The 23715-nt window shown below is 64.0% G+C and carries 28 protein-coding genes; 15 read left to right on the forward strand and 13 right to left on the reverse strand.

Features of this window, described 5'->3' with window-relative positions; translation table 11 throughout:
• The first annotated feature begins 215 nt into the window (after nt 1-215).
• The 8 genes from FJ425_RS28670 (at nt 216) to FJ425_RS28705 (ending at nt 6029) form a co-directional block, all read left to right on the forward strand.
• Nucleotides 216-1619 carry a patatin-like phospholipase family protein gene (locus FJ425_RS28670; protein WP_140727597.1) on the forward strand — a complete coding sequence of 468 codons (1404 nt, stop codon included), beginning with the start codon at nt 216-218 and terminating at the stop codon, nt 1617-1619.
• An 18-nt stretch (nt 1620-1637) separates the two neighbouring features.
• On the forward strand, nt 1638-2297 hold the full coding sequence (locus tag FJ425_RS28675; RefSeq protein WP_140727565.1) for a glutathione S-transferase family protein: 660 nt from the start codon (nt 1638-1640) through the stop codon (nt 2295-2297).
• A 105-nt stretch (nt 2298-2402) separates the two neighbouring features.
• Complete coding sequence (locus FJ425_RS28680; RefSeq protein WP_140727567.1) at nt 2403-3158, forward strand: SDR family NAD(P)-dependent oxidoreductase; 756 nt, start codon at nt 2403-2405, stop codon at nt 3156-3158.
• Between the two features lie 371 nt (nt 3159-3529).
• On the forward strand, nt 3530-3937 hold the full coding sequence (locus FJ425_RS28685) for a hypothetical protein (RefSeq protein WP_140727599.1): 408 nt from the start codon (nt 3530-3532) through the stop codon (nt 3935-3937).
• A 1-nt stretch (nt 3938) separates the two neighbouring features.
• Nucleotides 3939-4097 (forward strand): hypothetical protein, encoded by a 159-nt coding sequence (locus FJ425_RS31740; RefSeq protein ID WP_181176097.1) that lies wholly within the window; start codon nt 3939-3941, stop codon nt 4095-4097.
• Nucleotides 4098-4159: 62 nt separating this feature from the next.
• On the forward strand, nt 4160-4480 hold the full coding sequence (locus FJ425_RS28690) for a YkgJ family cysteine cluster protein (protein WP_181176099.1): 321 nt from the start codon (nt 4160-4162) through the stop codon (nt 4478-4480).
• 417 nt (nt 4481-4897) lie between these two features.
• Nucleotides 4898-5509 carry a LysE family translocator gene (locus FJ425_RS28700; RefSeq protein ID WP_140727569.1) on the forward strand — a complete coding sequence of 204 codons (612 nt, stop codon included), beginning with the start codon at nt 4898-4900 and terminating at the stop codon, nt 5507-5509.
• 121 nt (nt 5510-5630) lie between these two features.
• Nucleotides 5631-6029, forward strand: a complete 399-nt coding sequence (locus FJ425_RS28705; protein ID WP_140542518.1) for a RidA family protein — start codon at nt 5631-5633, stop codon at nt 6027-6029.
• On the opposite strand, the gene FJ425_RS28710 is transcribed toward FJ425_RS28705, so the two are convergent.
• The 3 genes from FJ425_RS28710 to FJ425_RS28720 are packed head-to-tail and all read right to left on the reverse strand — an operon-like array spanning nt 6026 to nt 7914.
• Nucleotides 6026-6412 (reverse strand): nuclear transport factor 2 family protein, encoded by a 387-nt coding sequence (locus tag FJ425_RS28710; RefSeq protein WP_140727571.1) that lies wholly within the window; start codon nt 6410-6412, stop codon nt 6026-6028. The genes FJ425_RS28705 and FJ425_RS28710 overlap by 4 nt on opposite strands.
• 19 nt (nt 6413-6431) lie before the next feature.
• The gene (locus tag FJ425_RS28715; RefSeq protein ID WP_140727573.1) at nt 6432-6866 is read right to left on the reverse strand and encodes an OsmC family protein; all 435 of its coding nucleotides are present in this window, start codon (nt 6864-6866) and stop codon (nt 6432-6434) included.
• A gap of 37 nt (nt 6867-6903) precedes the next feature.
• Nucleotides 6904-7914 (reverse strand): NAD(P)-dependent alcohol dehydrogenase, encoded by a 1011-nt coding sequence (locus FJ425_RS28720; RefSeq protein WP_140727575.1) that lies wholly within the window; start codon nt 7912-7914, stop codon nt 6904-6906.
• A 112-nt stretch (nt 7915-8026) separates the two neighbouring features.
• Here FJ425_RS28720 and FJ425_RS28725 point away from each other — a divergent pair, with 112 nt between their 5' ends.
• Complete coding sequence (locus FJ425_RS28725; RefSeq protein WP_140727577.1) at nt 8027-8635, forward strand: TetR/AcrR family transcriptional regulator; 609 nt, start codon at nt 8027-8029, stop codon at nt 8633-8635.
• 73 nt (nt 8636-8708) lie between these two features.
• Here the strand turns inward: FJ425_RS28725 and FJ425_RS28730 are convergent, their stop codons facing one another.
• The 6 genes from FJ425_RS28730 to FJ425_RS28755 form a co-directional block, all read right to left on the reverse strand.
• Nucleotides 8709-9176, reverse strand: coding sequence for a TadE/TadG family type IV pilus assembly protein (locus tag FJ425_RS28730; RefSeq protein WP_140727579.1), 468 nt, complete (start codon nt 9174-9176; stop codon nt 8709-8711).
• Nucleotides 9173-9754: a TadE/TadG family type IV pilus assembly protein gene (locus tag FJ425_RS28735; RefSeq protein WP_140727581.1), complete on the reverse strand. Its 582-nt coding sequence runs from the start codon at nt 9752-9754 to the stop codon at nt 9173-9175. The genes FJ425_RS28730 and FJ425_RS28735 overlap by 4 nt, the downstream gene beginning before the upstream one ends.
• Nucleotides 9754-11826 (reverse strand): TadE/TadG family type IV pilus assembly protein, encoded by a 2073-nt coding sequence (locus tag FJ425_RS28740; protein ID WP_281407526.1) that lies wholly within the window; start codon nt 11824-11826, stop codon nt 9754-9756. Before FJ425_RS28740 ends, FJ425_RS28735 begins: the two co-directional genes overlap by 1 nt.
• An 882-nt stretch (nt 11827-12708) precedes the next feature.
• Nucleotides 12709-14364, reverse strand: coding sequence for a chaperonin GroEL (gene groL, locus FJ425_RS28745; RefSeq protein ID WP_140542511.1), 1656 nt, complete (start codon nt 14362-14364; stop codon nt 12709-12711).
• A gap of 63 nt (nt 14365-14427) precedes the next feature.
• Nucleotides 14428-14724, reverse strand: a complete 297-nt coding sequence (gene groES / locus FJ425_RS28750) for a co-chaperone GroES (protein WP_010915433.1) — start codon at nt 14722-14724, stop codon at nt 14428-14430.
• 229 nt (nt 14725-14953) lie between these two features.
• Complete coding sequence (locus FJ425_RS28755) at nt 14954-15256, reverse strand: hypothetical protein (protein ID WP_181164899.1); 303 nt, start codon at nt 15254-15256, stop codon at nt 14954-14956.
• Between the two features lie 21 nt (nt 15257-15277).
• On the opposite strand from FJ425_RS28755, the gene FJ425_RS28760 reads away from it, so the two are divergent.
• A complete protein-coding gene (locus FJ425_RS28760; protein WP_246673324.1) occupies nt 15278-15652 on the forward strand; it encodes a hypothetical protein in 375 nt (124 codons plus the stop codon).
• Nucleotides 15653-15660: 8 nt separating this feature from the next.
• Here the strand turns inward: FJ425_RS28760 and FJ425_RS28765 are convergent, their stop codons facing one another.
• Nucleotides 15661-16416, reverse strand: a complete 756-nt coding sequence (locus FJ425_RS28765; protein WP_140727583.1) for an SDR family oxidoreductase — start codon at nt 16414-16416, stop codon at nt 15661-15663.
• Nucleotides 16417-16522: 106 nt separating this feature from the next.
• Between FJ425_RS28765 and FJ425_RS28770 the strand changes: the two genes are divergently transcribed.
• Nucleotides 16523-17419 (forward strand): LysR family transcriptional regulator, encoded by an 897-nt coding sequence (locus FJ425_RS28770; protein ID WP_140631134.1) that lies wholly within the window; start codon nt 16523-16525, stop codon nt 17417-17419.
• 6 nt (nt 17420-17425) lie between these two features.
• Here the strand turns inward: FJ425_RS28770 and FJ425_RS28775 are convergent, their stop codons facing one another.
• Nucleotides 17426-18052: a TetR/AcrR family transcriptional regulator gene (locus tag FJ425_RS28775; RefSeq protein WP_140631132.1), complete on the reverse strand. Its 627-nt coding sequence runs from the start codon at nt 18050-18052 to the stop codon at nt 17426-17428.
• Nucleotides 18053-18171: 119 nt separating this feature from the next.
• On the opposite strand from FJ425_RS28775, the gene FJ425_RS28780 reads away from it, so the two are divergent.
• From FJ425_RS28780 to FJ425_RS28790, 3 genes are read left to right on the forward strand one after another with little or no spacing between them, the layout of a single operon-like run.
• Nucleotides 18172-19356: an MFS transporter gene (locus FJ425_RS28780; RefSeq protein ID WP_140727585.1), complete on the forward strand. Its 1185-nt coding sequence runs from the start codon at nt 18172-18174 to the stop codon at nt 19354-19356.
• 14 nt (nt 19357-19370) lie between these two features.
• The gene (locus tag FJ425_RS28785) at nt 19371-20651 is read left to right on the forward strand and encodes a D-arabinono-1,4-lactone oxidase (RefSeq protein WP_140727587.1); all 1281 of its coding nucleotides are present in this window, start codon (nt 19371-19373) and stop codon (nt 20649-20651) included.
• On the forward strand, nt 20648-21784 hold the full coding sequence (locus tag FJ425_RS28790) for an alanine racemase (protein ID WP_140727589.1): 1137 nt from the start codon (nt 20648-20650) through the stop codon (nt 21782-21784). Before FJ425_RS28785 ends, FJ425_RS28790 begins: the two co-directional genes overlap by 4 nt.
• Before the next feature lie 5 nt (nt 21785-21789).
• Here FJ425_RS28790 and FJ425_RS28795 read toward each other — a convergent pair whose 3' ends face one another.
• Both FJ425_RS28795 and FJ425_RS28800 read right to left on the reverse strand, forming a co-directional pair.
• Nucleotides 21790-22191, reverse strand: a complete 402-nt coding sequence (locus tag FJ425_RS28795; protein WP_140727591.1) for an XRE family transcriptional regulator — start codon at nt 22189-22191, stop codon at nt 21790-21792.
• On the reverse strand, nt 22191-22487 hold the full coding sequence (locus FJ425_RS28800; protein WP_140542535.1) for a type II toxin-antitoxin system HigB family toxin: 297 nt from the start codon (nt 22485-22487) through the stop codon (nt 22191-22193). Before FJ425_RS28800 ends, FJ425_RS28795 begins: the two co-directional genes overlap by 1 nt.
• 174 nt (nt 22488-22661) lie before the next feature.
• Here FJ425_RS28800 and FJ425_RS28805 point away from each other — a divergent pair, with 174 nt between their 5' ends.
• Nucleotides 22662-23597 (forward strand): helix-turn-helix domain-containing GNAT family N-acetyltransferase, encoded by a 936-nt coding sequence (locus FJ425_RS28805; protein ID WP_140727593.1) that lies wholly within the window; start codon nt 22662-22664, stop codon nt 23595-23597.
• The last annotated feature ends 118 nt before the right edge of the window (nt 23598-23715 follow it).

Here is a 23715-nt window from a genome sequence, read left to right on the forward strand (position 1 = left end):
ATTGGCTTGACGCGCATCTCCTGGGTCTGGACACGAGAACCGCATCCGGGTCTGACAACGTGCCGGATCCGTTTGGGTTCCAGGCCGCGGCGATCACTCTCTCGGTGCGGTTGCATCGGATAAGGCAATCCGGTTAGGGTCTGCCGCGGCTGCGGGAGAGGGCAGCCCTGGGGGAAACGAGTTTGCGTCTTCGTGTGGCCTTTGTCGCAGTTTTGATGGCCGTGGCCGGCTGCGTCGCCGACGATGTCGGGCCGATCAACGTGCTGAGCACAGAAGTCGGCCACCCGTCACCCACCTACATACCCGACACCGCCGATGACGGTTCGACCGTCGTCGGGCTGGCGTTCTCGGGCGGCGGCACTCGGGCGGCCGCTTTCTCCTATGGCGTGCTGCGGGCGCTCGACGATATCGTCATCGACGAACGGCCGAAACGCCGCACGCTGGTCGACGACATCAGGATGATTTCTGGCGCCTCGGGAGGCGCCGTCGCCGCCGCCTATTTCGGCTACAAGGGCAGGGACGGCTACCGGGATTTTCGCGAGCGCTTCCTGACCCAGAATGCCGAGGCCGATCTCAGGGTATCGATCTCTCCGGTCAATCTGGTTCGCGCCTATTATGGCGGCGTCAACGACCGCAGCGGCTTCGCCAAATGGCTGAACGACCATCTCTTCGACGGTGCGACCTTCAAGGCGTTGCACAGGCCGAACGGGCCGATCGTCTGGATCAACGCTTCCGACATCTACAACCGCACGCCTTTCCTTTTCACCTACGACACGTTCGCGGCGCTGTGCAGCGATCTCGACAAGGTGCGGCTTGCCGATGCTGTCGCGGCATCAGCGGCCGTGCCGATCGTCTTCGCGCCGATCGTGGTCTCGGCGACCAGTCCCCATTGCGGTTATCGCAGGCCGCAATGGCTGAGCCTGGCGCTCGAGGACCGCAATGCCTCGCTGCGGCTCAAGGCCTATGCCAGCGCTCTGGATTCCTATCAGAACGCCGATCCGCTCGACTATGTGAAGCTGCTCGACGGCGGCCTCACCGACAATATCGGCGTCACCGGCTTCACGCTCGAGCGTTCCGCCGCGGGTACGCCTTACGGGCCGCTGTCGCCATCGGCCGCGGTCCGCCTGACGACGTTGATCTTCATTGTCGCGGATGCGGGGAGCGACAGCGACGTGAGCTGGGCGAAGTCCCTGCATGGGCCAAGGGCTGCCGAACTCCTCGACGCCGTGACCAGCACCACACTCGCCGCCTCGGTCCGCGACGAGTTCGATGCGTTGACGCTCGCCGTCTCGCAATGGAAGGGCGAGCTGGTGCGCTATCGTTGTGGCCTGCCGGCCTCCGCCGTTTCCGCCTATCGTGGTTCGGCTTCCGGCTGGAACTGCCGTGATGTCCGCCTTGTTGTCCAGCACCTGTCCTTCGCCGATGTCGATCCGGCGGTGCAGGCGAAGCTCAACGAGATCCCGACTAGGCTGCGGCTGCCGATAGACCAGGTAGACCTCGCGATCGAGGCCGGCCGCAAGGCGATCGAGGTCAACCCCGACATAAAGGCAGCGGTCGCTGCGATCCAGGCCCGCGCCGGCGTCGGGCCGACGGCGATCACGACGGCCGCAGCGGATTGACATCATCAGGAGACGGTCTTGGCGGAGTTCACCCTCTATATCGGCAACAAATGCTTTTCCTCATGGTCGCTGCGGCCATGGGTGGCGATGAAGCACCTGGATATCCCTTTTGAGGAAGGCTTCGTGCGGCTGCGCACACCCGAGACGGCGGCCAACCTCGCCAAGGTGTCGCCGACCGGCCTCGTGCCGGTCTTGAATCATAATGGAAGGATCGTCTGGGAAACGCTTGCCATCCTTGAATATCTGGCCGATCTCTATCCGGAAAAAAGGCTCTGGCCGACCGATCTCGGCGCCCGTCAACTGGCGCGCTCGGTGGCGACGGAAATGCATTCGGGCTTCCGCGAAGTCCGCTACGGATGGCCGATGAACCTGCGCAGGCCGAAATCCCATAAGCCGCTCGATGCCGAGGGCGAGGCGCAGCGGGCGAGGATCGAAGCGATCTGGCGCCAGTGCCGCGAGCAATATGGCGAAGGCGGCCCGTTCCTGTTCGGCCATTTCACCGCGGCCGATGCCATGTATGCGCCGGTGGTGACGCGCTTCGACACCTATGGCGGCGAGCTGGCGCCCGTCACCCGCGCCTATGTCGACGCGATATTGGCGATGCCCGCGATGCGGCACTGGTATGCCGAAGCCGCCAGGGAGCCCTGGCCGGAGCCTGGGCCGCACGAACAGGATTGAGCCCGGGCAGGCTCGGGCAAATTGCGTCGATGGCTCTCATGGGGCCTTCAAGCCCCGGCGGGGCGGCCTATGTGAAGGGGCGGGCCGGGCTCCTGGAGATTTCTCATGACAACCGCAAATTCACCACTCACGGGCAAGGTCGCGCTCGTCACCGGCGCTTCGTCCGGCATCGGCGAGGCCACCGCCGCGGTCCTTGCCGCGGCCGGCGCGAAAGTCGCGGTCGCCGCCCGTCGTGCCGATCGCCTCGAAGCATTGGTTGCGCGCATCGAACAGGCCGATGGCGTCGCGCTCGCCATTGAAGCCGACATCGCCAAGCCCGGCGACATCACCGCGATGGTCGACAAGGTCGTATCCGAATGGGGAGGGCTCGATATCCTCGTCAACAATGCCGGCGTCATGCTGCTTGCTCCCGCGGCCGAAGCCGATCTAGACGACTGGCGCCAGATGATCGAGCTCAACCTTATCGGCCTGATGGCGACCACCAAGGCGGCGCTGCCGCACCTGAAGGCCTCAAAGGGTCATATCGTCAACGTCTCCTCGGTCGCCGGCCGGGTCGCAAATCCCGGCGCCAGCGGCTATGCGGCGACCAAGTTCGGGGTGGTGGCTTTTTCGGAATCGCTGCGCCGCGAGGTCTATGCCGACAAGGTGCGCGTCACCGTCGTCGAGCCGGGCCTTGTGCGTACCGAACTCGGCGATCATATCACCAACGTGCAATCCAAGGCCGGACTCGAACACCGTCTCGCCACGATGGAAGCGCTGACCGCGGAAGACATTGCGAACGCGATTTTCTATGCCGTCAGCCAGCCGCCAAGGGTCAATGTCAACGAGATACTTATCCGTCCGACCGATCAGGAGCGGTGAACAATAGAAAACGCCTCTCGCGCTTGTTACGGCGCGGGAGGCGCTTTTGCCATCAGCCGTTCTCGATTGCTCGTGAATTGCTGACGGCTTGGGTGGAAACGGCCCGCCATGGCATTGGTTCCGCAGCCGACGAATTTTTTGTCCTTTTTTGCGGATAGCCCCAACGTCCGCCACGATGTGATAAGAATGCTGCAAGGTCAGGGATGCGGGCGTCCGCAATTTAAATCCGACGCCGTGTTGCTTTGTGCGTGGTCATGGCCGAAAGACGCTCTGCCATTTCGGCATCAGCCCTCCGGGCAGGAGAAGATTTTGACCGCTAGCTCGAATGAATCATGTGGGCAGGCTTTGCCGAAACCGGCAGGCACACGCTGATGGCCGCCAAACGCGTACCATCAACGCCGATCGCCGCCGATGCGACCATCGCCGATATGGTCGACACCCTTGACAAGCCGGTCGAATATGTTCGCCGAGTGCTGGAAAGGCTCGAACGCTGCAAGCGCGCGCATGGCGATGCTCAGGTGCGCGTTGGCGTGCGCGGCCGCGCCGAAGCCCCGAACTATCTGATCGAGTATGTGCGGGAAGACGCCAAGACCCATCAGCGCACCAGCTATCAGGATGCCGCCTACAGCGGCAGCACGCATCGTGAGCTGGCGCCGCACCACATCGAGGACGCCAGGAACTGGTCGCCCGAGGAAATGAACATCACGGCGGTCTCGGCGCTGATCGGCCGCTTGCGCAAACCGAATGCGCCATCATCGCGCTTTTCTGACGAGGACTGACATGGCCATAAAATTCTCCGCCAAGGAACAGCCGGCAGCTCCGCCCGCCGCTGCCAAGCCAGCCAAGTCGGCGGCAAAGCCGGATGCGCCCGCAGAGGTTGCGACCGATCTGTTCAAGTCGCCGGCCGAAGCGCCGGCGCGCAAGACCAGGAAGAAGTAGCGCCCTTGCCGCAGGACGGCGGTCGCACAGCCGGGCCGCTCGGCCTGCCCGGTCAGTCCTTTGTGTCTGTCGACGAGGATGGCGGTGCGGTCGCCGTCTTCGACTGTCAGAGCTGCGGCGCCTGCTGCTCCTACTCGCCAGACTGGCCGCGTTTTTCGACCGAGGAGGACGAGCAGCTCGACCGCATCCCGGCCGAGCTGGTAGCAGCCGACCAGTCCGGCATGCGTTGCGAGGGCGGCCGATGCTCGGCGCTCACCGGCGAGGTGGGCAAGCACACGGCCTGCGGCATCTACGAGCTGCGCCCCGACGTCTGCCGCGCCTGCATGCCCGGCGGCGACGACTGCCTGATGGCGAGGGCGGCGCATGGGCTTGCGGTGAGCTAGTTTCCTCGCCCCGCCAAGCGGGGGGAGAGGTGGCCGCGCAGCGGCCGGAGAGGGGCTGCGCGCCGGCGATTCCTCAGATTGCTTCAAAGGCGGCGCCATTCCCTCTCCGTCTCGGCTTCGCCGAGCCACCTCTCCCCCGATCGACGGGGTAGAGGAAGGCGCCAAGCTTTTGCCGTCAACGCCCGTCCAGCAACGCTCCCTTCCTTTCCCTCCGGAGGGGGGAAAGGTGGCGCTGCGAAGCAGCGACGGATTGGGGGAACCACGTGGCAATCAAGCCTCGGCCTGATCAGTCACGCCAGTCACAGAAGATGTGTGCATAGCGTAGCTTATTTCGTGGGGGCGAGGAAAAGCGCCCCGCTTGCCCTGTTGCACGCCTCCCGGTACCTTCCCCCCGGGGCAGGGCTGCGGAGGAAACCCATGAGCATTGAATTCCTGTTGACGTCGCTGATCATCGTGGCTTCGCCCGGAACCGGCGTCATTTACACGCTTGGCGCCGGCCTCTCGCGCGGCGCGCGCGCCTCAATTGTCGCGGCCTTCGCCTGCACGCTTGGCATCATCCCGCATATGGCGGCTGCCATCACCGGCCTCGCCGCAGTGCTGCACACAAGCGCCGTCGCCTTCGAGACGCTGAAATATCTCGGTGTCGCCTATCTGCTCTACATGGCCTGGAACACATTGAAGGAAAAAGGCGGCCTCAGCATCGACGAGGACGCCGCGCCGCGCTCAACCGCCAGAACGATCACCTCGGGCATCCTGATCAACATCCTGAACCCGAAACTGTCGATCTTCTTCTTTGCCTTCCTGCCGCAATTCGTCAGCACCACCGAGCCGCACGCGCTGCCCAAGATGCTGGAGCTCTCCGGCGTTTTCATGCTGATGACGTTCGTCGTCTTCGCCATCTACGGCGTCTTCGCGGCATCGGTGCGCAGCCACATCGTGTCTCGGCCGAAGGTGTTGACATGGATGCGCCGCAGCTTTGCCGCCGCCTTCGTCATGCTCGGCGCCAAGCTGGCGCTGGCCGATCGGTAGCCCTTGAGCGCCAGTCCTCTACATAGCCCATGGTCGCCTCGGGGGAGCTTTGGGCTAATGAGGCTCGAGAGATCCCGAAATCCGAGTAAGGCCGGAAATCCGAGTAAGAAAGGCGGTCGCAATGACGCTTGAATGCATCAATCCCCAGGATCTACCCAAGCCTGACACATACAGCCAAGTTGTCGTGGCGAAAGGCACCAGGCTGATATTTATCGCCGGCCAGGAATCTGAAGACCTGAACGGCAAGCTTGTCGGCGAAGGTGATTTCACGGCTCAAACGCGCCAGGTGTTCGCCAATCTCGGTCGGGCTATTGCCGCCGCAGGCGCCCGTCCCAACGACGTGGCGAAGATCATGGTCTACGTCGTCGGTTACCGGCTCGATGACCATTACCCGATTATCGATGCCGCCCGCGTGGCTCTGTTCGGGGACCACAAGCCGGCCAACGTCGTCTTGGGAGTAGCCAGCCTGTCGCCTGGATATCTGATCGAGGTCGATGCGGTTGCGGTGGTCGACGCTTAACCTTTCACATAGCCCATCGCCTCGACGATTTGCCCATCGGCGACACGCATCAGGTTGACGCCGCGCAGCGACCTGCCGTCGGCCATCCAGAAGCGCCAGCGGATCGTGGCGCGGTCGCCGGCGACGAACGTCTCTTCGATGTCGAAGCGGGTACCGGGTCCGGTGGCGATCGCCGACCACAATTCGACGCATGCCGCCTTGCCGCTGCGGCGGGCGCCGTCGGGCGCCGGCGTGGTGTTCTCGATCACACAACCCTCCGCCACCAATTCGTCCAGTGCCGCCGGATCGTGACGCTGGAAGACGTCGTTGTAGCGCCGCATGATTTCCGCCGTTTTGGCGGAGCGTTTGGCCGCGGCGATGTCGATGATGTGCTCATGGATCATTGGATCTTCTCCTGTCGTTTCATTGAGCTACGAGCCCCGCCTTGAGCGTGATGGTGGCGACGCCCGCCAGAGCGCGCGAGACGAGACAGGCCGCCTTGGCCTTTTGCGCCAGCCGCTCGAAATCCTCGGCCGATATGCCGGCGATGCTCGCCTCGGTTTCGAGCTCGATGCGGGTGATCGTCGGCCCGGCCGTGGTCGCGCCGAGATGCACCTTGGCGATGGTGTGGATGCTCTCGGCCGTGTGGCCTTCGGCGCCGAGCATGGCGGTAAGCGCCATCGAGAAGCAGCCGGCATGGGCGGCCGCAATCAGCTCTTCCGGATTGGTGCCCGGGCCGTTCTCGAAGCGCGACGGGAAGGAATAGGCGCCTTCGAACACGCCGCTGCCCAGCCGCAGCCGGCCGGATCCTTCCTTGAGCGTTCCTTGCCATTGGGCCGAGGCTTCGCGGATTGTCATGGCTGATCTCCTATCTGGTTTTGCGGAAAAGCGGCGATCAGACGCCGTCGATGACGACCTTGCCGAAGACGTCGCCCAGCTGGAAATGGCGGTAAGCCTCGCGCGCCTCGGCGAACGGGAAGACCTTGTCGATGATCGGTCTCAGCCGGTGCGTGGCGACTGCGGCAAGCATCGCCTCGAGCCCGTTGCGACTGCCGACAAAGAGACGGCCGATGGTGACCAGGCTGCGCTGATAGACGGCGCCCGGAATCTCGACCGACTTGCCGTTGCGGTCCTGCACGGTGAGCAGCACGATGCGCCCGTGAAGCGCGCTGGCGATCAGCGATTGCGCAAAAGTCGCCGGGCCGCCGGTTTCGACGACCATGTCGATGCCGCCGGTCGCCTCGCGCAGCTTCATGCCCCATTCCGGCGTTTCGGCTGCCGCGACGACGAGGTCGGCGCCGAGCGCCCTCAGCCTCTCGGTTTTCTCCGCCCGCGAGGTGACAGCGGCCACACGGCAGCCCATGAGCTTGGCGAACTGCAAGGCAAACAACGCAACACCACCTGAGCCAATAGTGAGAACCCATTGCCCCGGCTTCGGAATCTCGGCGCCCGTCAGCGCGCTCCAGGCGGTCAGCCCGGCGCAGGTGAAGGTCGCAGCCTCCTGCCAGGAAAGATGGTCCGGCAGCCGCACTGCCCATTGCTCGTCAAGCAGCGCATATTCGCTCAGCATGCCGTCCAGCGTACAGCCGAGCTGGTCGATCACGCCCGGATGCATGCGGCCGTCGATCCAGCGCGCGAAATAGCTGCCGGTGACGCGGTCACCGACGGCAAAGCGGGTGACGCCGTCGCCGACGGCCACGACTTCGCCGGCACCGTCGCTCAGCGGCACGATGCCTGCGCGGGGTGCCAGAGGATAGGTGCCGTTGATGATCATCGTGTCGCGGCGGTTGAGCGAGGCGGCGCGCACTCGTACCAGGATCTGGTTTGCACCCGGCTTGGGCAGCGCTTCCGTGCGCATGACCAGCCCCTCGATGCCGCCGAACTCCTCGAGCCGGTAACTTCGCATTTTTGCCTCCGATATGTAGACCGATTTACATATTATGTAGACCGATTGTCATATTCTGGGCAAGACCTATAATGAGCACTCCTGACAGAGGTTGACATTTTGAGAGGTCGAGGTGGCGACGGACACACGCACCCGCATGATCGAGGCGACGGCGCTGCTCATCCGCAAGCGCGGCTATCACGGCACGTCCCTGAACGACATTCTGAGCGCCAGCGGAGCACCACGCGGCTCCCTCTATTTCCATTTCCCGGGCGGCAAGGACCAACTGGTCATCGAGGTGACGCGAGCCAGTGTCGCAGACGTGACGGAGCGGCTGGGCGCCGCGCTGTTGGAGGAAAGCGATCCCGCCGTTGCCGTCCACCACATCTACCAGTCGGTCGGACGCATGCTGGAGGAAAACGAATTCTCGCTCGGCTGTCCGGTCGCGCCGGTGGTGCTCGACGCGCCGAACAACGTTCCGGACCTGATTGAAATCTGCCGCTCGGCCTTCGAGCAGTGGATCGGACTGCTGCGCCAGGCATTCGTCAGGGCAGGGGTGCCGGAGCGGCGCGCGCAGGCGCTGGCCCTGCTGGTCGAATCTTCGCTCGAAGGCCTGATGGTGATCGCCCGCGCCACCCGCGACCGCACGCCGCTCGCCGCCGTGGCCGACGAGGTTGCGGCGCTGGTCGAGCAGGCGGTGCTGGCTGGTGGCGTAGCTCACCCTGCAAAGACAGCCGTCTGACCGCTAAAGCCGGATGATTTCAGGCCGAGTCGACCTGAAGTCTGCCCGAAAAAACCGGTTCAAATCTTTCGGATCATGCGCCCTGGTTGGGAAAGCAGGCCGTGGCGCTGAGCTGTGGGCCGTTGGCCAAGGCGATCAGGACGGATGGCAGCACCGTCGCGAATGTGTAGGAGACCCGCACGGTGGTGAAGCCGCTGAGGCCTGAGCAGGTCGTGTTGTTGTTGACGTTGATGTTGGTGCCAGTGAGTGTGATGCCGTCCGCCGCAGCCATGCCGCTGATGAAGGTAACGGTGTTGGCGGCGTTGTAGGTGCCGTTTTGCGAGCAGCCGCTCTGCAGCACGCCGACGCACCGCGCGCCGGCTGTCGCCGTGTCCTGCAGCACGTGCTGTGTCCAGTACATGCGGCCGAACTCCACCGTGCCGAACAGCACCAGCAAGAGCGGCAGCGAAAGCAGGGCGAATTCGACCGCATTGGCGCCGGACCGGTCGCGGATGAACGGGATCAAAGACTTCGCCGCAAAGCGCTCCAGGACGTGTCTCATTGCGGCTGCACCATGGCCCGGACGGTGATGTTGCCGCTGTTCACCACGTCGAAGCCGCCGAACAGCGGAGAGAAGAACCGGCTTGCGCTGATGGTGACGAACTTGCCCCCGATGCCGCCGGCCGGACAGGTCGAGCCGCAGGTCACCGCCGAACCCCAGGTGACGCTGGCCGCGCTGCCGGTCGGGCAATAGCAGAGATCGGCGTTGGATACGGTGCCGGTCTGGGTCGCTGTGCCGTTGCTCGTGTTGTAATTGACTGTGGCGCCGTTGTTGACGACGACCTGGACGCTGCCGCCGGCGTTGCCCAACCCATTCGCCACCACCGCCAGGATGTTGCCGGCAAGCGTGCCGCCGCCGGCGGAGTTGACCTTGTCGGCGCCAAGCAGCGCGTAGTTGGAGCCGGCCGAGATCGCCGAGGACAGATCGAACTTCGCCTTCAGCGACGCGCCGATGTCGACCAGCCCGGCAAGGATCAGGATCAGCACCGGACTGATCAACGCGAACTCGACGGCCGATGCGCCGCTCGTCTCGCGGCGGAGAAAGCGGGCGAATGCTGGGCTGATTTTGAAACGTGGCATCACTGGACGAGGCTCACCTTGCTGCTCGTGGTAGCACCGGTGGCGGCGACGCATTCCGACGTGGCCGCCGTGCCGCCTGACAGGGTGATCAGGGAACCGATCAGCTGCAGGCACTTGGTCGTATCGGTGTTCGAACCCAGGATGCTGGAGCCGCCATTCATGATGATCGGCCCGTAAGGGAAATAGAACGCGCCGGAGATCTGCGCGTTGAAACCGCCTTCGGCGAAGGTTGCGCCGGCCGTGACCGAGGTCGACGTCGGTCCGATCACGGCAAGCTTCGCCGTGGCGCCCGTCTGCGGCGCGGTCAGCACGATGTTGCTGTAGCCGGCGGCCACGCAGAAGACATAGCCATTGCAGCTTCCCGAGTTCGACTTGGTCTTGCCCGACAGCACCAGCGTTACGTTGTTGCCGCTGACGCTGATCGTCGAGCCGCCGCAGCTGGCGCTGCCGCCGCCGCTCCCGCCCAGCGCGAAGTAACCGTCGATCGTGTAGACGCCGGCGCCGAGCAGCACCGCGCCCGAGGCGATGAAGTTGCCCTCGATGTCGTGCTGGGCGGTGGCCGGGACGACGAAGCAGCTGCCGCCTCCGCCTCCGTTCACATCGCCGACGACCTGGAACACGCCCGAGCTGGTGGCATCGGCCATGATCGTGATGGAGCCGCCGCCGAGCGTGATGGCATCGCCATTGCCGCCGGGACCGATCTTGTAGCTGTTGGAGGTGCCCGAGCCGAAAGTCAGCGTGGCGCCGCCGGCATTGTTGATGCCGCCAGGCAGCTCGAATGTGCTCGGCCCGCCGAAGGTGAGCGTGCTGCTGTTGCAGAGGCTGACGCGCGCGATGCCGCCGCAGGTGTTATCGCTGATGCCGATCTTGAACGTGCCGGCGCCGAACGCCGTGGTGCCGTAGCCGGTCGTCAGCCCCTTGCTGAAGTTGAAAGTGCCGGCACCGAATGTGGTAGTCCCGGTGGTTGTCACCTGCTTGCCGAAATTATAGGTGCCGGCGCCGAAGGTGGTGGTTCCGGCCGTGGTCAGCTTGCCCGCGAAATTGTAGGTGCCCGGTCCGAACTTCGTGGTGGCGCTGGTCGTGAGATCGCCGGAGATGTTGTAGACGGTCGTCGCCGCGCCCGTGGTGGCGAAGTTGAGATTGATACCGCCGCCGATCGTGATGGTGCCCAGGTTGACGGTGGTCTTGCTGCCGCAATTCAGCGTCCAGGTTGATGACGACGATGCCCAACTGGCGGCGCAGCCCAGCGCATTCGCCTGGCCTTGGGTTGATCCCTGGGTCCAGCCGAAGTCGATATTGTTGCCGCTCGAGGTGGTCGGCGCTGCTGGCGCGGCGGTTGGCGAGAGCGCCGCCACGGTGGCAAAGCGGGCGACGGCAGCCGCGACCGCGGAATTGCCCGCCAGCGGATCGGGAGTCGACTTCTTGGTGATCACCGCCGCCGTCCCGTTTGGTCCGGTGATGCCGTTGCAAGGCTGGCTCGGGGCCGTGGCGGAGTTGTAGTTGACGCCGATAGCCGAGATGCCGGTGCCGCACGGAACGGTGATCGTGTTGTTCGACGAGACCGTGCATTTGGGGGCGTTGACGGCCGTGCCGCCTGACAGCGTGATGCCCGTCTGGGTGCCGTCCAGTGCCAGTATGCAGCCCGGTGTCGATGGCTGCGCGCCCAGCTCAGCGACAGAACTGGCGTAGATCTGCAATTGCTGGCGATTGTCGAGGACGCGCGCAAGCAGCAGCTGTTTCTGCGTGCGGATCGATACGGTGACCGCGTTCACGCCGGTTGTCTTCGGCGAGGTGACCAGCGTCGCCGACACATCGGCTGCCGGAACGCCGTTGAGCGTGGCGACATTGACCGCCGCCGCGGTCATCCGGTCGGTCGACTGTGTCTTGTTGTAGGCGAGCGCGCCGGCAAAGGCCGCGAGATCGGCGGTGCGCTGGTTGCTGGCGCGCTCGACCAGCGCGCCGCCATATTCGGTGACCAGCGCCGCCATGCCGACGAGCAGCGGCAAAAGCAGCGCGGACATAATGAGGACGTTGCCGTCACGGTTACGCACGAACCGGTGGAGAATTTGCATCGATGAAGACCCCGACACCCCTAACGCGCGAGCAATCAAGCACGCCCTATTCATTAGTAAGCGCGGATATCTTAAAAAATATTGTCCGACAAATGCCGCAACGATCGCGGGCGTTTAACCGAAGGCGCTGATTTTGTTGAGGAATTGCACAAAGTTTAGGCAGTCGGTTGAGCTGTAGGGCAGGGTTGCCCATGGAGCAGCACGCTTGGCTAGAACATGATCCCGAACCGAAGGTCAGCGAATGCAAAAAGTGGGAACCGGCTTTCGGAGAAGATCATGCTCCAACTAGTTCCCCGACACAGGGATTTTGAAAGGTTGTCTTGGTGCAAGATCTTCCGTTTATTTCCGTGAAATCAGCGCAAACGCCGGGGATTGGCTGAAGCCGCCCCCACCTCGTCATTCTATGGCGGAGCAAGGAGCGCAGCGACGCGCGCAGACCATAGAATCCATTCCGTGACTTGGAAGCGCCGCCTCGGTGCAGAATTCTGCTCCGTTGCACGCCTTGGCGAAGGTAACGGCATGGATTCCAGGGTCTTCGCGACGGAGCTTCGCTCCTGCTCCGCCCTGGAATGACGATCGCGATGGGCGTTTCGGCCAATCTCCAAGGCATGCCGCCTGTCAACGCAAACAGAGCCGACCGGTCAAAATCCCTGTGCCACTAGAGCGCGATCCCGAAAGTGGGAACCGGTTTCGGAGAAGATCATGCTCCAACAGAGAGTTAGATCAGGATGGCGATTCAACGAAACGTCATCCTATCTACGCTCCTGGGCCGCGCAACGAGAAAGGGCGGCATCTCTGCCGCCCTTTCCGTGTGTTAGCCAAATCGGCTGGATTAGAGACCACTCAAGCCCGCTTGCGGGCTTGAGCAAGCTTATGGACTTCTTAGAAATCCATGCCGCCCATGCCACCCATGCCGCCGCCGCCCATGCCGCCAGGCATGCCGCCGCCAGCCGACTCCTTCTTCGGAGCTTCGGCGATCATGGCTTCGGTGGTGACCAGCAGGCCGGCGACCGAGGCCGCGTCCTGGAGAGCCGTGCGAACGACCTTGACCGGATCGACGATACCCATGGCGATCATGTCGCCATATTCGCCGGTCTGGGCGTTGTAGCCGAAGGTCGGGCCCTTGTTCTCGAGGATCTTGCCGGCAACGATCGATGCTTCCGCACCGGCGTTGGACGCGATCTGACGGGCCGGAGCCTGCAGGGCGCGACGAACGATGTTGATGCCAGCGGTCTGGTCGGAGTTGGCGCCGGTTGCCTTGATGTTCAGCGAAGCGCGCAGAAGCGCGACGCCGCCGCCGGGAACGATGCCTTCTTCGACGGCCGCACGGGTCGCGTTGAGAGCGTCATCGACGCGGTCCTTCTTTTCCTTGACCTCGATCTCGGTCGCGCCGCCGACGCGGATCACCGCGACGCCGCCGGCGAGCTTGGCCAGACGCTCCTGCAGCTTCTCCTTGTCGTAGTCCGAGGTGGTCTCCTCGATCTGCTGCTTGATCTGGGACACGCGGCCCTGGATCTCGGCCTTCTTGCCTGCCCCGTCGACAATGGTGGTGTTCTCCTTGGAGATCGACACCTTCTTGGCGCGGCCGAGCATGTTGAGGCCGACATTCTCGAGCTTGATGCCGAGGTCTTCCGAGATGACCTGGCCACCGGTGAGGATGGCGATGTCTTCCAGCATGGCCTTGCGGCGATCACCGAAGCCCGGCGCCTTGACGGCGGCGATCTTCAGGCCGCCGCGCAGCTTGTTGACGACGAGCGTGGCCAGGGCCTCGCCTTCGACGTCTTCCGAGATGATGACCAGCGGCTTCGAGGTCTGCACGACAGCCTCGAGGATCGGCAGCATGGCCTGCAGGTTGGAGAGCTTCTTCTCGTGCAGAAGGATGTAGGCGTCTTCCAGGTCCGCAACCATTTTGTCGGCGTTGGTGACGAAGTAGGGCGAGAGGTAGCCGCGGTCGAACTGCATGCCTTCGACGACTTCGAGCTCGGTCTCGGCGGTCTTGGCCTCCTCTACGGTGATGACGCCCTCATTGCCGACCTTCTGCATCGCTTCGGCGATCATCGAGCCGACCGAGGCATCGCCATTGCCGGCGATGGTGCCGACCTGGGCAACTTCTTCCGAGGTCTTGATCTTCTTGGCGTTCTTGATCAGCGTCGTGACGACGTCGCCAACGGCGAGGTCGATGCCGCGCTTCAGGTCCATCGGATTCATGCCGGCGGCAACCGCCTTGTGGCCTTCCTGGACGATCGACTGCGCCAGAACCGTTGCGGTCGTGGTGCCGTCGCCGGCGATGTCATTGGTCTTCGAAGCAACTTCGCGGACCATCTGCGCGCCCATGTTCTCGAACTTGTCCTCAAGCTCGATTTCCTTGGCGACGGTAACGCCGTCCTTGGTGATGCGCGGGGCGCCGAACGACTTGTCGATGACGACGTTGCGGCCCTTGGGGCCGAGGGTGACCTTCACCGCGTCGGCGAGGATGTTGACACCGCGCAGCATGCGCTCACGGGCATCGCGGGAGAATTTTACGTCTTTGGCAGCCATGTTTTAGCTCCTGGCAGGGGCTCGGGAAGAGCCCGAAGATGAAGATTCAGGTGAGGCCGATGATCAGCCAATGATGCCCATGATGTCGGATTCCTTCATGATCAGAAGGTCTTCGCCATTGAGCTTGACTTCAGTGCCCGACCACTTGCCGAACAGGATGCGGTCGCCGGCCTTGACGTCCAGCGGCACGAGCTTGCCGCTTTCGTCGCGGGCGCCGGAGCCGACGGCGATGATCTCGCCTTCCTGCGGCTTCTCCTTCGCCGTATCCGGGATGATGATCCCGCCGGCGGTCTTGGATTCGGATTCGACCCGGCGAACGACCACGCGGTCATGAAGCGGGCGGAACTTGGACTTTGCCATGTTATCTTCCTCGAATGAGAACGGTGAGAACTGTTCCTCCATCCGGCGAGGCCGCCGGATATAAGTTAGCACTCACCAAAGGCGAGTGCTAACGTGGCGCTGAGATAGGCCGCTGGGTTGCCGGAGTCAAGGCGCGCGCAACGGGGCAGCGGCGCGAAATTTTTCTCCTGCGAGACGCCAGGCCGAAATGCGCCGGCCATCGCGAGGCGCCGACGAGCAACCCCGCCCGTCAGTCAAGGCGCTTCGGCGAACGCAGCACCAGCAGCGGGCAGCGTTCCGCGAGCCCGTATGTGCCGGTCGAGGCCAGCCGGACATCATCGAAGAAGGTCCCGGCTTCCTTGATCAGCGCTGCCGCCGGAGCGAAGCTGTAGACGACGGACGAGTTCCGGTAGACGTCGATGGTTCCGACGACCGGCAGTTCCCATTCGGTTCGAGCCGACAGCTCTTCACGATCGGGAAACAGCGCGTCGAATTGCTCCAGGATTCTCCGCACCGGCATCGTGTAGTCAGGCGCGCCGCCGTTGGCGGTCATGGCCACGCGCCATTTGAGCTCGTGGAACGTCGAGGTGCGACCGGCCAACGCAGGGCGCGGACTTCCTGCGGTTCGTCGGACGGTATTGGCGCCCGCTTCTGGCTGTTCTGCGGCGAGCGCGAGCGCTGCACCCGTCATGTCTCGCCGCAGAGCCTGGTCAAGGGCGACGACACCATCCGCCGCGAGGCGGTGCCCGTGCCGGACGAGCTGCGCGCGCTGCGGCGCCAGCTTGGCTTCGATTACGGCAAGTTCGACTTCGTCATGCATGAGGGCAGGGCGGTGCTGCTCGATGCCAACAAGACCCCTGGGCGGGCCAGGAACCTGTCGAGCTTCATCGCCGCCGGCAATGCCAATCTTGCCGACGGCTTCGAAGGACTGATCCGGCAGGTCAAGTGACCGATCGCCTAGATGTTCATGCCCCCAGACACCTCGATGCGCTGGGCGTTGACCCAGCGATTGTCCTCGGACAGCAGCGAGGCGATCATCGGGCCGATGTCGTCGGCGACACCGGCGCGGCCGAGCGCCGTCATGTCGGCCACGACGCGATTGATCTCGGCGTCGTCGCGCACATGGCCGCCGTTGAAATCGGTCGCGATCGCGCCCGGCGCCACCGTGTTGGCGGTGATGCGCCGGGCTGCCAGTTCCTTGGCGAGGTAGCGCGTGAACACTTCGACGCCGCCCTTCATCATCGCATAGGCGGCGGAGCCCGGGACCGAGAAGCGCGCCAGGCCGCTCGAGACGATACGGCCGCCATCGTTGATCAGCGGCAGCAGCGCCTGGGTGAGGAAGAACACGCCCTTGAGGTGGATGTTCATCAACGTGTCGAACTCCTCTTGCGTCGTCTCGGCGATTGGCTTGCGCAGACCGGTGCCGGCATTGTTGAGGAGATAATCGAAACGGTCGCGTTGCCAGGTCTCGTGAAGCGTCTTCTTCAACGCTTCAACGAAAGCCGGGAAGCTGGCGACGGCGCCGGCGTCGAGCTCAAGCGCGGCAGCCCGGCCGCCGGCCGCCTCGATCTCGGCGATTGCCGTCTTCGCCTCGTCGGCGCGCGAGCGATAGGTGAGGACGACGTCGACGCCCTTGCGGGCGAGGTTGAGCGCGGTGTTGCGGCCGAGGCCGCGGCTACCGCCGGTGATGAGAGCGATGGGGCGGGTGGTCATGGCGAAATCTCCTTCTATCTGGATGGAGATGCATATACTCGCCCGGTGGGCCGATATAATCGGCCATGGATTGCCAACACTATTCAGCATGTGCGAACAATCAGCGATGGACCGATTCGACAGCATGCGGCTCTTCACCCGCGTCGTGGAACGGCGCAGCTTCACTGCGGCCGCCGCCGATCTCGCCCTGCCGCGCTCCAGCGCCACCGCCGCTATCAAGCAGCTCGAAGAACGGCTCGGCGTGCAATTGCTTCGCCGCACCACGCGCCATGTCACGACGACGCTCGACGGCGAAGCCTATTACCAGCGCTGCATCGGCATCCTGGCCGACATCGAGGATGCCGAAGGCGGCTTCGGCGCGCACGAGGTGGGGGGAAGGCTCAGCGTCGACGTCAACGGCCACATGGCGCGCACCTTCCTACTGCCGGAATTGCCGGCGCTGCTCGCCAGATATCCGGGCCTGACCGTGCATATCGGCGAAGGCGACCGCCTCGTCGATCTCGTGCGCGAAGGCGTCGATTGCGTCATCAGGGCCGGCACGCTGCCCGACAGCGACATGATCGTGCGGCGGCTCGGCATCGCCCGCGAAATCACCGTCGCCAGCCCCGCCTATCTCGAACGCCACGGGGTGCCGCGCACGCCGGACGATCTGGCCGGCCATATGATGATAGGCTTCGTGTCTTCGCGCACGAGGCAGGTGATGCCGCTGGAATTCACCGTCGACGGCAAGGTTCGCGAAATCACCCTGCCGTCGCGGGTCACCGTCGCGAACTCAGACACAAGTGCCGCGCTGGTCCGGCTGGGCTTCGGGCTGTTCCAGGCGCCAAGGCTCCGCTATGCGGACGATATCGCTGCCGGCCGGCTGGTCGAGGTGCTTCCCGATTTTCCGCCGACGCCGACGCCGATCTCGGTGCTCTATCCGCCGAGCCGCCAGTTGTCGCCACGGGTGAGGGTATTTGTTGATTGGCTGGTGGAAATCCTGGGGCCGAAGCTGGATCCCTGATCGCGCTCAGAGAAACAAGCGCAACTGCGTGTGGATGATCGAACGATAATCTTCGATCGTGCGCCGGCCCTCCGCCTCGTCCTGCGTCAGCGCCAGCCGCACGACGCCGCCGGCGAGCTGGAAGATCAGGAACACGACACGTCCGAACGCCTCGCGCTGCTCCGCTTGGAGCATCGGCCCGACCTTATCGCAGAACATCTTCGCCTGTTGCCTCGTCTCGGCGATGTCGAGATGCTGCAGCGCCTTGTCGGCCTGGATGGCGTTCTGCAGGTCCTGGATGGCCGGGTCTGCGGCGACACGGCCATGATAATCGTCGAGCAGGCGGTCGGCCGCGTCGGTCACGTCGTCCAGCCGGCCTATCCCGGCGATGATCGCGCCGAACCTTGCACGGCTTTCCTCGGAGAACCGCTCATAGAGCATCGCCAGGATCGCCGACTTGCTGGGGAAGTAATGATAGACGGTAGCGATCGGCCCGCCGGCGAGTGCGCCGACTTCCTTCATCGTCACCGCGTCGATGCCTTTTTCGCCGATCAGCCGCATGGTCGTGGCGAGGATCGCGTCGATGCGCTCGCGACTGCGCTCCTGCTTCGGCCTGCGCCGCGGTTCCGTCGCCGTTCGCCTTGTCTGCGTCATGCGCCAAATCTCGTGAAAGCCTCGAATTCGCGGTTGACAAGAAACATGATCAAGTATCAGTTCCGTCAAATGCTGACAACTTGTCAGTTTTTCGATCGAGCTGCAAGGGAGGGCGCCTCGTGACTGCATCGCAAGCCGCGCAAGCGGAAAATGGCGATTGGCTTGTCGGCAACCCGACGGGCCTGCAGCTGGCCTCGGCGCTGTGGATCGGCTCGGTCGGCCTCCTCATCCTCGGACTGCAGCCGGTGCTGCTCGGTGCGCTCTACACCGAAGGTCACGTCACCGGCGACGAGCTGGCGCTGGTCGCCACCGCCGAGATGATCGCGATAGCGATCGGCTCGGGCGTTGTGGCGATGCTGCTTCCCGCCAGGAACATGCGCTGGAAGAGCACGGTGCTGCTCGTCCTGCTCGCGCTCGCCAATGTCTGGACCGCCTATGCCGGCAGCCCCAATACGCTGATCGGCGCGCGCACGCTGGCCGGCCTCGCGGAGGGCGGGCTGGTCGCCGTCGCGACGGAGCTGATCGCCCGCTCGCGCCGGGCCGAGCGCATCGGCGGCTATTTCGTCACGCTGCAGACCTTGGCGCAATGCGCGCTGGCGCTGATCCTCGCGCTCTTTGCCGTGCCGAGAGCGGGCTCTGCCGGCGGCTTCATCGCGCTCGGCATCGTCTGCCTGCTTTCGCTCGTCGTGGCATGGACGGTGCCGGACGACTACGCCGATCTGCCCAAGCAAGAACAGTTCGCTAACGTGGCGACCGTGCCGGCGATCGCCGCGCTGCTGTCGATCTTCTGCTATTTCATGTTCTTCGGCGCCGTCTGGGCTTTTCTCGAGCCCATCGGCGCGCAGTTCGGCATCGATGGCCGCACTGTCGGCCTGATGGTTTCGGCGAGCCTTGCCGCGCAGGTGCTCGGCGCGATGACCGCGACAAGCTTCGAGGCGCGCATTGACTATCGTTTTGCCATCACCGTCATCGGGATCGTCGCGGCGATCAGCTCGCTGTTGCTTGCGTCCGGCCCGGGTCTTTCGGTGTTCTGGGCCGTGGCGCTGGTGATGGGCTTCATCCTGCTCTTCATCGTGCCTTACCAGATCCGGCTGGCGATCACCGCCGACGAGACGCGCACCGCGGTGCTGCTGGTGCCGGCCGCCCAACTCTTCGGCCTCGCCATCGGCCCGGTCGCCGCCTCGCTGCTGATCGACGGCGCGGATTTCCGGCCCGTGCCCGAATTCGCCGCTGCCGCCGCTTTGGCGAGCGTGCTTTTGCTCGGCATTTTCGTGCTGGTCGCGCGGCGGCGCGGCCGGGTCTGAGCAAAGGGGTCAAAATGGCAAATCCCTGGAGCAACTGGTCCGGCTTCGTCACGGCTTCCCCGAAAATGATCGCGACACCGGCCGATGCCGGCGAGCTGGCCGAACTGGTGCGCTCGGCGGCCGGTCCGCTGCGCGTCGCCGGCGCCGGCCATTCCTTCACGCCGCTGGTTCAGTCCGACGGCACCATCGTCTCGCTGGAGAAGATCGAGGGGCTGGTCTCGCACGATGCCGCGAACAACCGTGCCCGGGTGAGGGCAGGCACGCGGCTCGGCGCCCTGATGCACATCCTGCAGAACATCGGCCAGGGCCTGCCCAACATGGGCGACATCGACCGCCAGGCGATCGGCGGCGCGCTGGGCACGGCGACGCATGGCTCGGGCCCGACGCTCGGCGCCTATCACACGCAATTGGAGGCGGTGCAGTTCGTCGATGGGCAAGGCGAGCTGCGCGAGTTCAGCCGGGCAGACGACCTGGACATGATCCACGCCACCGGCGTCGCGCTGGGCAGCTTCGGCGTGCTGACCGAAGTGGCGATGAACAACATCGCCACCTATCGGCTGCGCCGCAGCAAATGGGTGCTGCCAATCGGCGACATGCTCAAAAATTTCGAGACGATGATGGCCGCGCATCGCTCGGCCGAGTTCTACTACATTCCATTTGCCGGATATGCCCAGTTCATCGCCAGCGATCTCAGCGATGCGGCGCCGACGACGCGGCCGACCGAAGACGACGAGGAAGGACTGGCGACTTTGCGCAAGCTGCGGACAGCGTTGCGTTGGCTGCCGTCGTTGCGCCGGGCGCTGATCAGGGGGGCGGTGAAGAAGGTGCCGGCGGAAGACTATGTGCAGGACTGGCTCAACGTCTACGCCAGCGAGCGTCGCACCAAATTCAACGAGATGGAGTATCACCTGCCTTACGAGGAAGGTCCCAAGGCATTGGCCGAGATCATTGCGCTTACGGAAAAGCATTTCCCGGAAGTCTATTTCCCGATGGAGGTGCGCTCGGTGGCGGCCGACGAATTCTGGCTTTCGCCATTCTACAAAAGGCTGACCTGCTCGATCGCCATCCACCATGATGCGGCGAATGATCCACTGCCTTTCATGCGCGCCGCCGAGCCGATCTTCCGCAAGTATGGCGGCAGGCCGCATTGGGGCAAGATGCACAGCTTGACGGCGGCGGACTTCAAGAAGCTTTATCCGCGCTGGGACGATGCGATGGCGGTGCGGCGCGACATCGATCCGCAAAACCGTTTCGTGTCGCCCTACATGGCCGGCCTGTTCGGCATCCAACAATGAGCGCCTATTTCGCCGGCCTGTCCGACGCATTGATGGCCGCCGAGATTTTCCGGCCCTGCCTTGTCCTCGATCGCGACCGGCTGGACAGCAACATCGCGCTGGTGAAGCAAAGGCTGGCACCGGGCCTTGGCGTGCGGTTGGTCGACAAATCGCTGCCTTGCATGCCGCTGCTCTCGCATATCGCCAAGGCGCTTGGCACCAACCGCTTCATAACCTTCCATCCGCCGGTGACGCAGGCCGTGCTTGACGCGTTTCCCGAGGGCGATCTGCTCTACGGCAAGCCGATTCCGGTGGGTGCCGCCAAGGCCGCGCTGACCAGGGGCGGCGCCGGCTGGTGGTCGCGCGTCTGCTGGCTGATCGACACGCCGGAACGGCTGGCGGAATACGGGGCGCTCGCTGCTGCGCTCGACACCGAATTGCGCTTCGCTTTCGAGGTCGACGTCGGCCTGCATCGCGGCGGTTTTCGTGATCCCGCCGAGATTAACGCGCTCAGAATTCCAAAAGGTCTGCTCTGCGACGGCATCATGGCCTATGAGGCGCATGCGCCGGAAATACCGGGCCTGTTCGGGGGCGTGGCCAAGGCGCTGAAGCAGGCCTCTGCCAAAGCCGCCGATTTTGGCGCCGCCCTCGATCCGGACCAGCGCCGCATTCTCAACATCGGCGGCTCCAAGACCGCGCTGCTGCATGGCGGCGGCGTGGCCAACGAAGTGTCGATCGGCTCGGCCTTCGTGCTGCCAAAGGATTTCGACACGCCCGGCTTGGAGAGCTTCCAGCCGGCGGCCTTCATCGCCACCCCGATCCTCAAGGCGCTCGATCCGATGCTGCCCGGTCCGCCAGCCGTTTCGCGCACGCTGCAGGCGCTTGGCCTCTTCCCGCGCAAGGGCTGCTATCTCTACGGCGGCAAGTGGATGGCCGAGCCGGTGTTTCCCGCAGGGATGAAGCCGAACGGGCTGATCGGCCTGTCATCCAACCAGCAGTTCATGGGGCTGCCCGCAGGGACGAATGTCAAGCCTGGCGCCTATGCCTTCCTGCGGCCGACGCAGAGCGAGGCGGTGCTGCAGCATTTCGGCGCGATCGCGGTATTCGCCGGTGGGCGGATCGTGGAGTTCTGGCCGGTGCTGCCGATGGGGTGACCGCGTTATCCGGCGGCAGTCTCTTTTCCATCGTTCGCTAGATGGTACGGATGAATGAGGACTTCCGCGGGGATATGCCACTCGCGGTTGATCTTGAATGCCATGTCCATCGTGAGCGCGCGTTTGCGGGTCAGGATCTCGGAGGCGCGCGACGCTGAGCCCAAGAGTCGCACGAGCGCTGCCCGATCGAGATTGGCCATTTCCATATGGGCGACGATCGCATCCACGGGGTCGGTTTCTTCGATGGGATAGTGTTTGGCTTCGTAGGCCTCGATCAGGGCAGCCAGCACATCGAAGCGGTCGGCCTCCGGGCTGCCCACAGCGGGCTCATGGTCGAAATAGCGAGTGATCTCGGCAATGGCCCAATCGTAATCAGCCTCGGTCTTAATAGGTCGAATGTTTTCCATCACACCTTCTCCACGTCTATCTTGTCATATTCGGCGTGGGTGCCGACGAATTTGATCAGCAACCGCTTGAATGTGTAGCTCACATGCACGACCAGCCGGTACTTGTTGCCGGCTATGTCAAACACGACGCGATTGTCGGCGACAAAATCCACGGTCGTGCCGAACTGGGCCTTGATGTCCGCCGAGGTCTTCCATTCGACCTTGCTCGATGCGTTGAACCAGGCGGTAAGCGGCGCTTTAGCCTGTGGATGCTTGGTCCAAAACGTTACGAGCGTTTTCTTGCTGACGATCTGCATGACCACATATAGCGTATTCCCATCTTGGGAACAAGCGAGATTTCCCAATTCGGGAATACCATGCCCGAGATGCACCCACCGTAACGGCTCGACCTATCGCGAGATCATCAATTGCCATATTTATTGACTCAGTCAACTAAATGGTTGATCCTGTCCATGGCAGGAGGATTTCCCATGACCATCCACAATCACCCCGGCAAGGACCGTATCGATGCGGTGCGCGCCTTCAACCGCTTCTATACCCGCCAGCTCGGCCTGCTCGACGAGGGCCTGCTGAAAAGTCCGTTCTCGCTGACCGAGGCGCGGGTGCTTTACGAGCTCGCCCATCGCGATGGGCTGGTCGCAAGCGACCTGGTGCACGACCTCGGCCTCGACCCCGGCTATGTCAGCCGGCTCTTGAAGAAATTCGAGGAGCGCGGCTTGGTCGGACGCGAAGCCAGTGAGACCGACGCGCGCCGCTCCTCGATCGCGCTGACGCCAGCCGGCAGGGAAGCCTTCGCGCCGCTCAACCAGGATTCGCATGACCAGGTGCGCACGCTGCTCGATCGCCTGGCGCCGGCCGACCAGGAGCGGCTGGTCAAGGCTATGCGCACCGTCCAAGACTTGCTCGGCGACAGACCTGAAGCCAAGGTGCCCTATATCCTGCGGCCGCTGCAGGTCGGCGACATCGGCTGGGTCACGCACCGCCAGGGCATGCTCTATGCACAGGAATACGGTTGGGACGAGACCTACGAGGCTCTGGTCGCAGAGATCCTCGGTGAATTCGTCAAGAACTTCGTCCCGCAATGGGAGCGCAACTGGATCGCCGAGCGCGAAGGCGAGGTGGTCGGCTCGGTCTTCGTCATGCGCAAGTCGCCCAAGGTCGCGAAGCTCAGGCTGCTCTACGTCGAACCGTCGGCGCGCGGCCTCGGCATCGGTCGGCGGCTGGTCGACGAATGCATCGCCTTCGCGCGCGCCAAAGGCTACAAGACGCTGACGCTCTGGACCAATGACATCCTTGGTTCGGCCCGCCGCATCTACCAGGCTGCCGGCTTCAAGCTGGTCGAGGAAGAACGCCATCATTCCTTCGGCAAGGATCTTGTCGGGCAAACGTGGAATCTCGAGCTTTAGGTGTTCCCTTCTCCCCCTGTGGGAGGTGTCGCCGAAGGCGACGGATGAGGGGTGCTCCAGGGAATGCCAGCGTCTCACTCCGCTGGAACACCCCTCATCCGTCTCGGCGCTGCGCGCC

It is taken from the genome of Mesorhizobium sp. B2-7-2 (assembly GCF_006440775.1).
GTDB lineage: Bacteria > Pseudomonadota > Alphaproteobacteria > Rhizobiales > Rhizobiaceae > Mesorhizobium.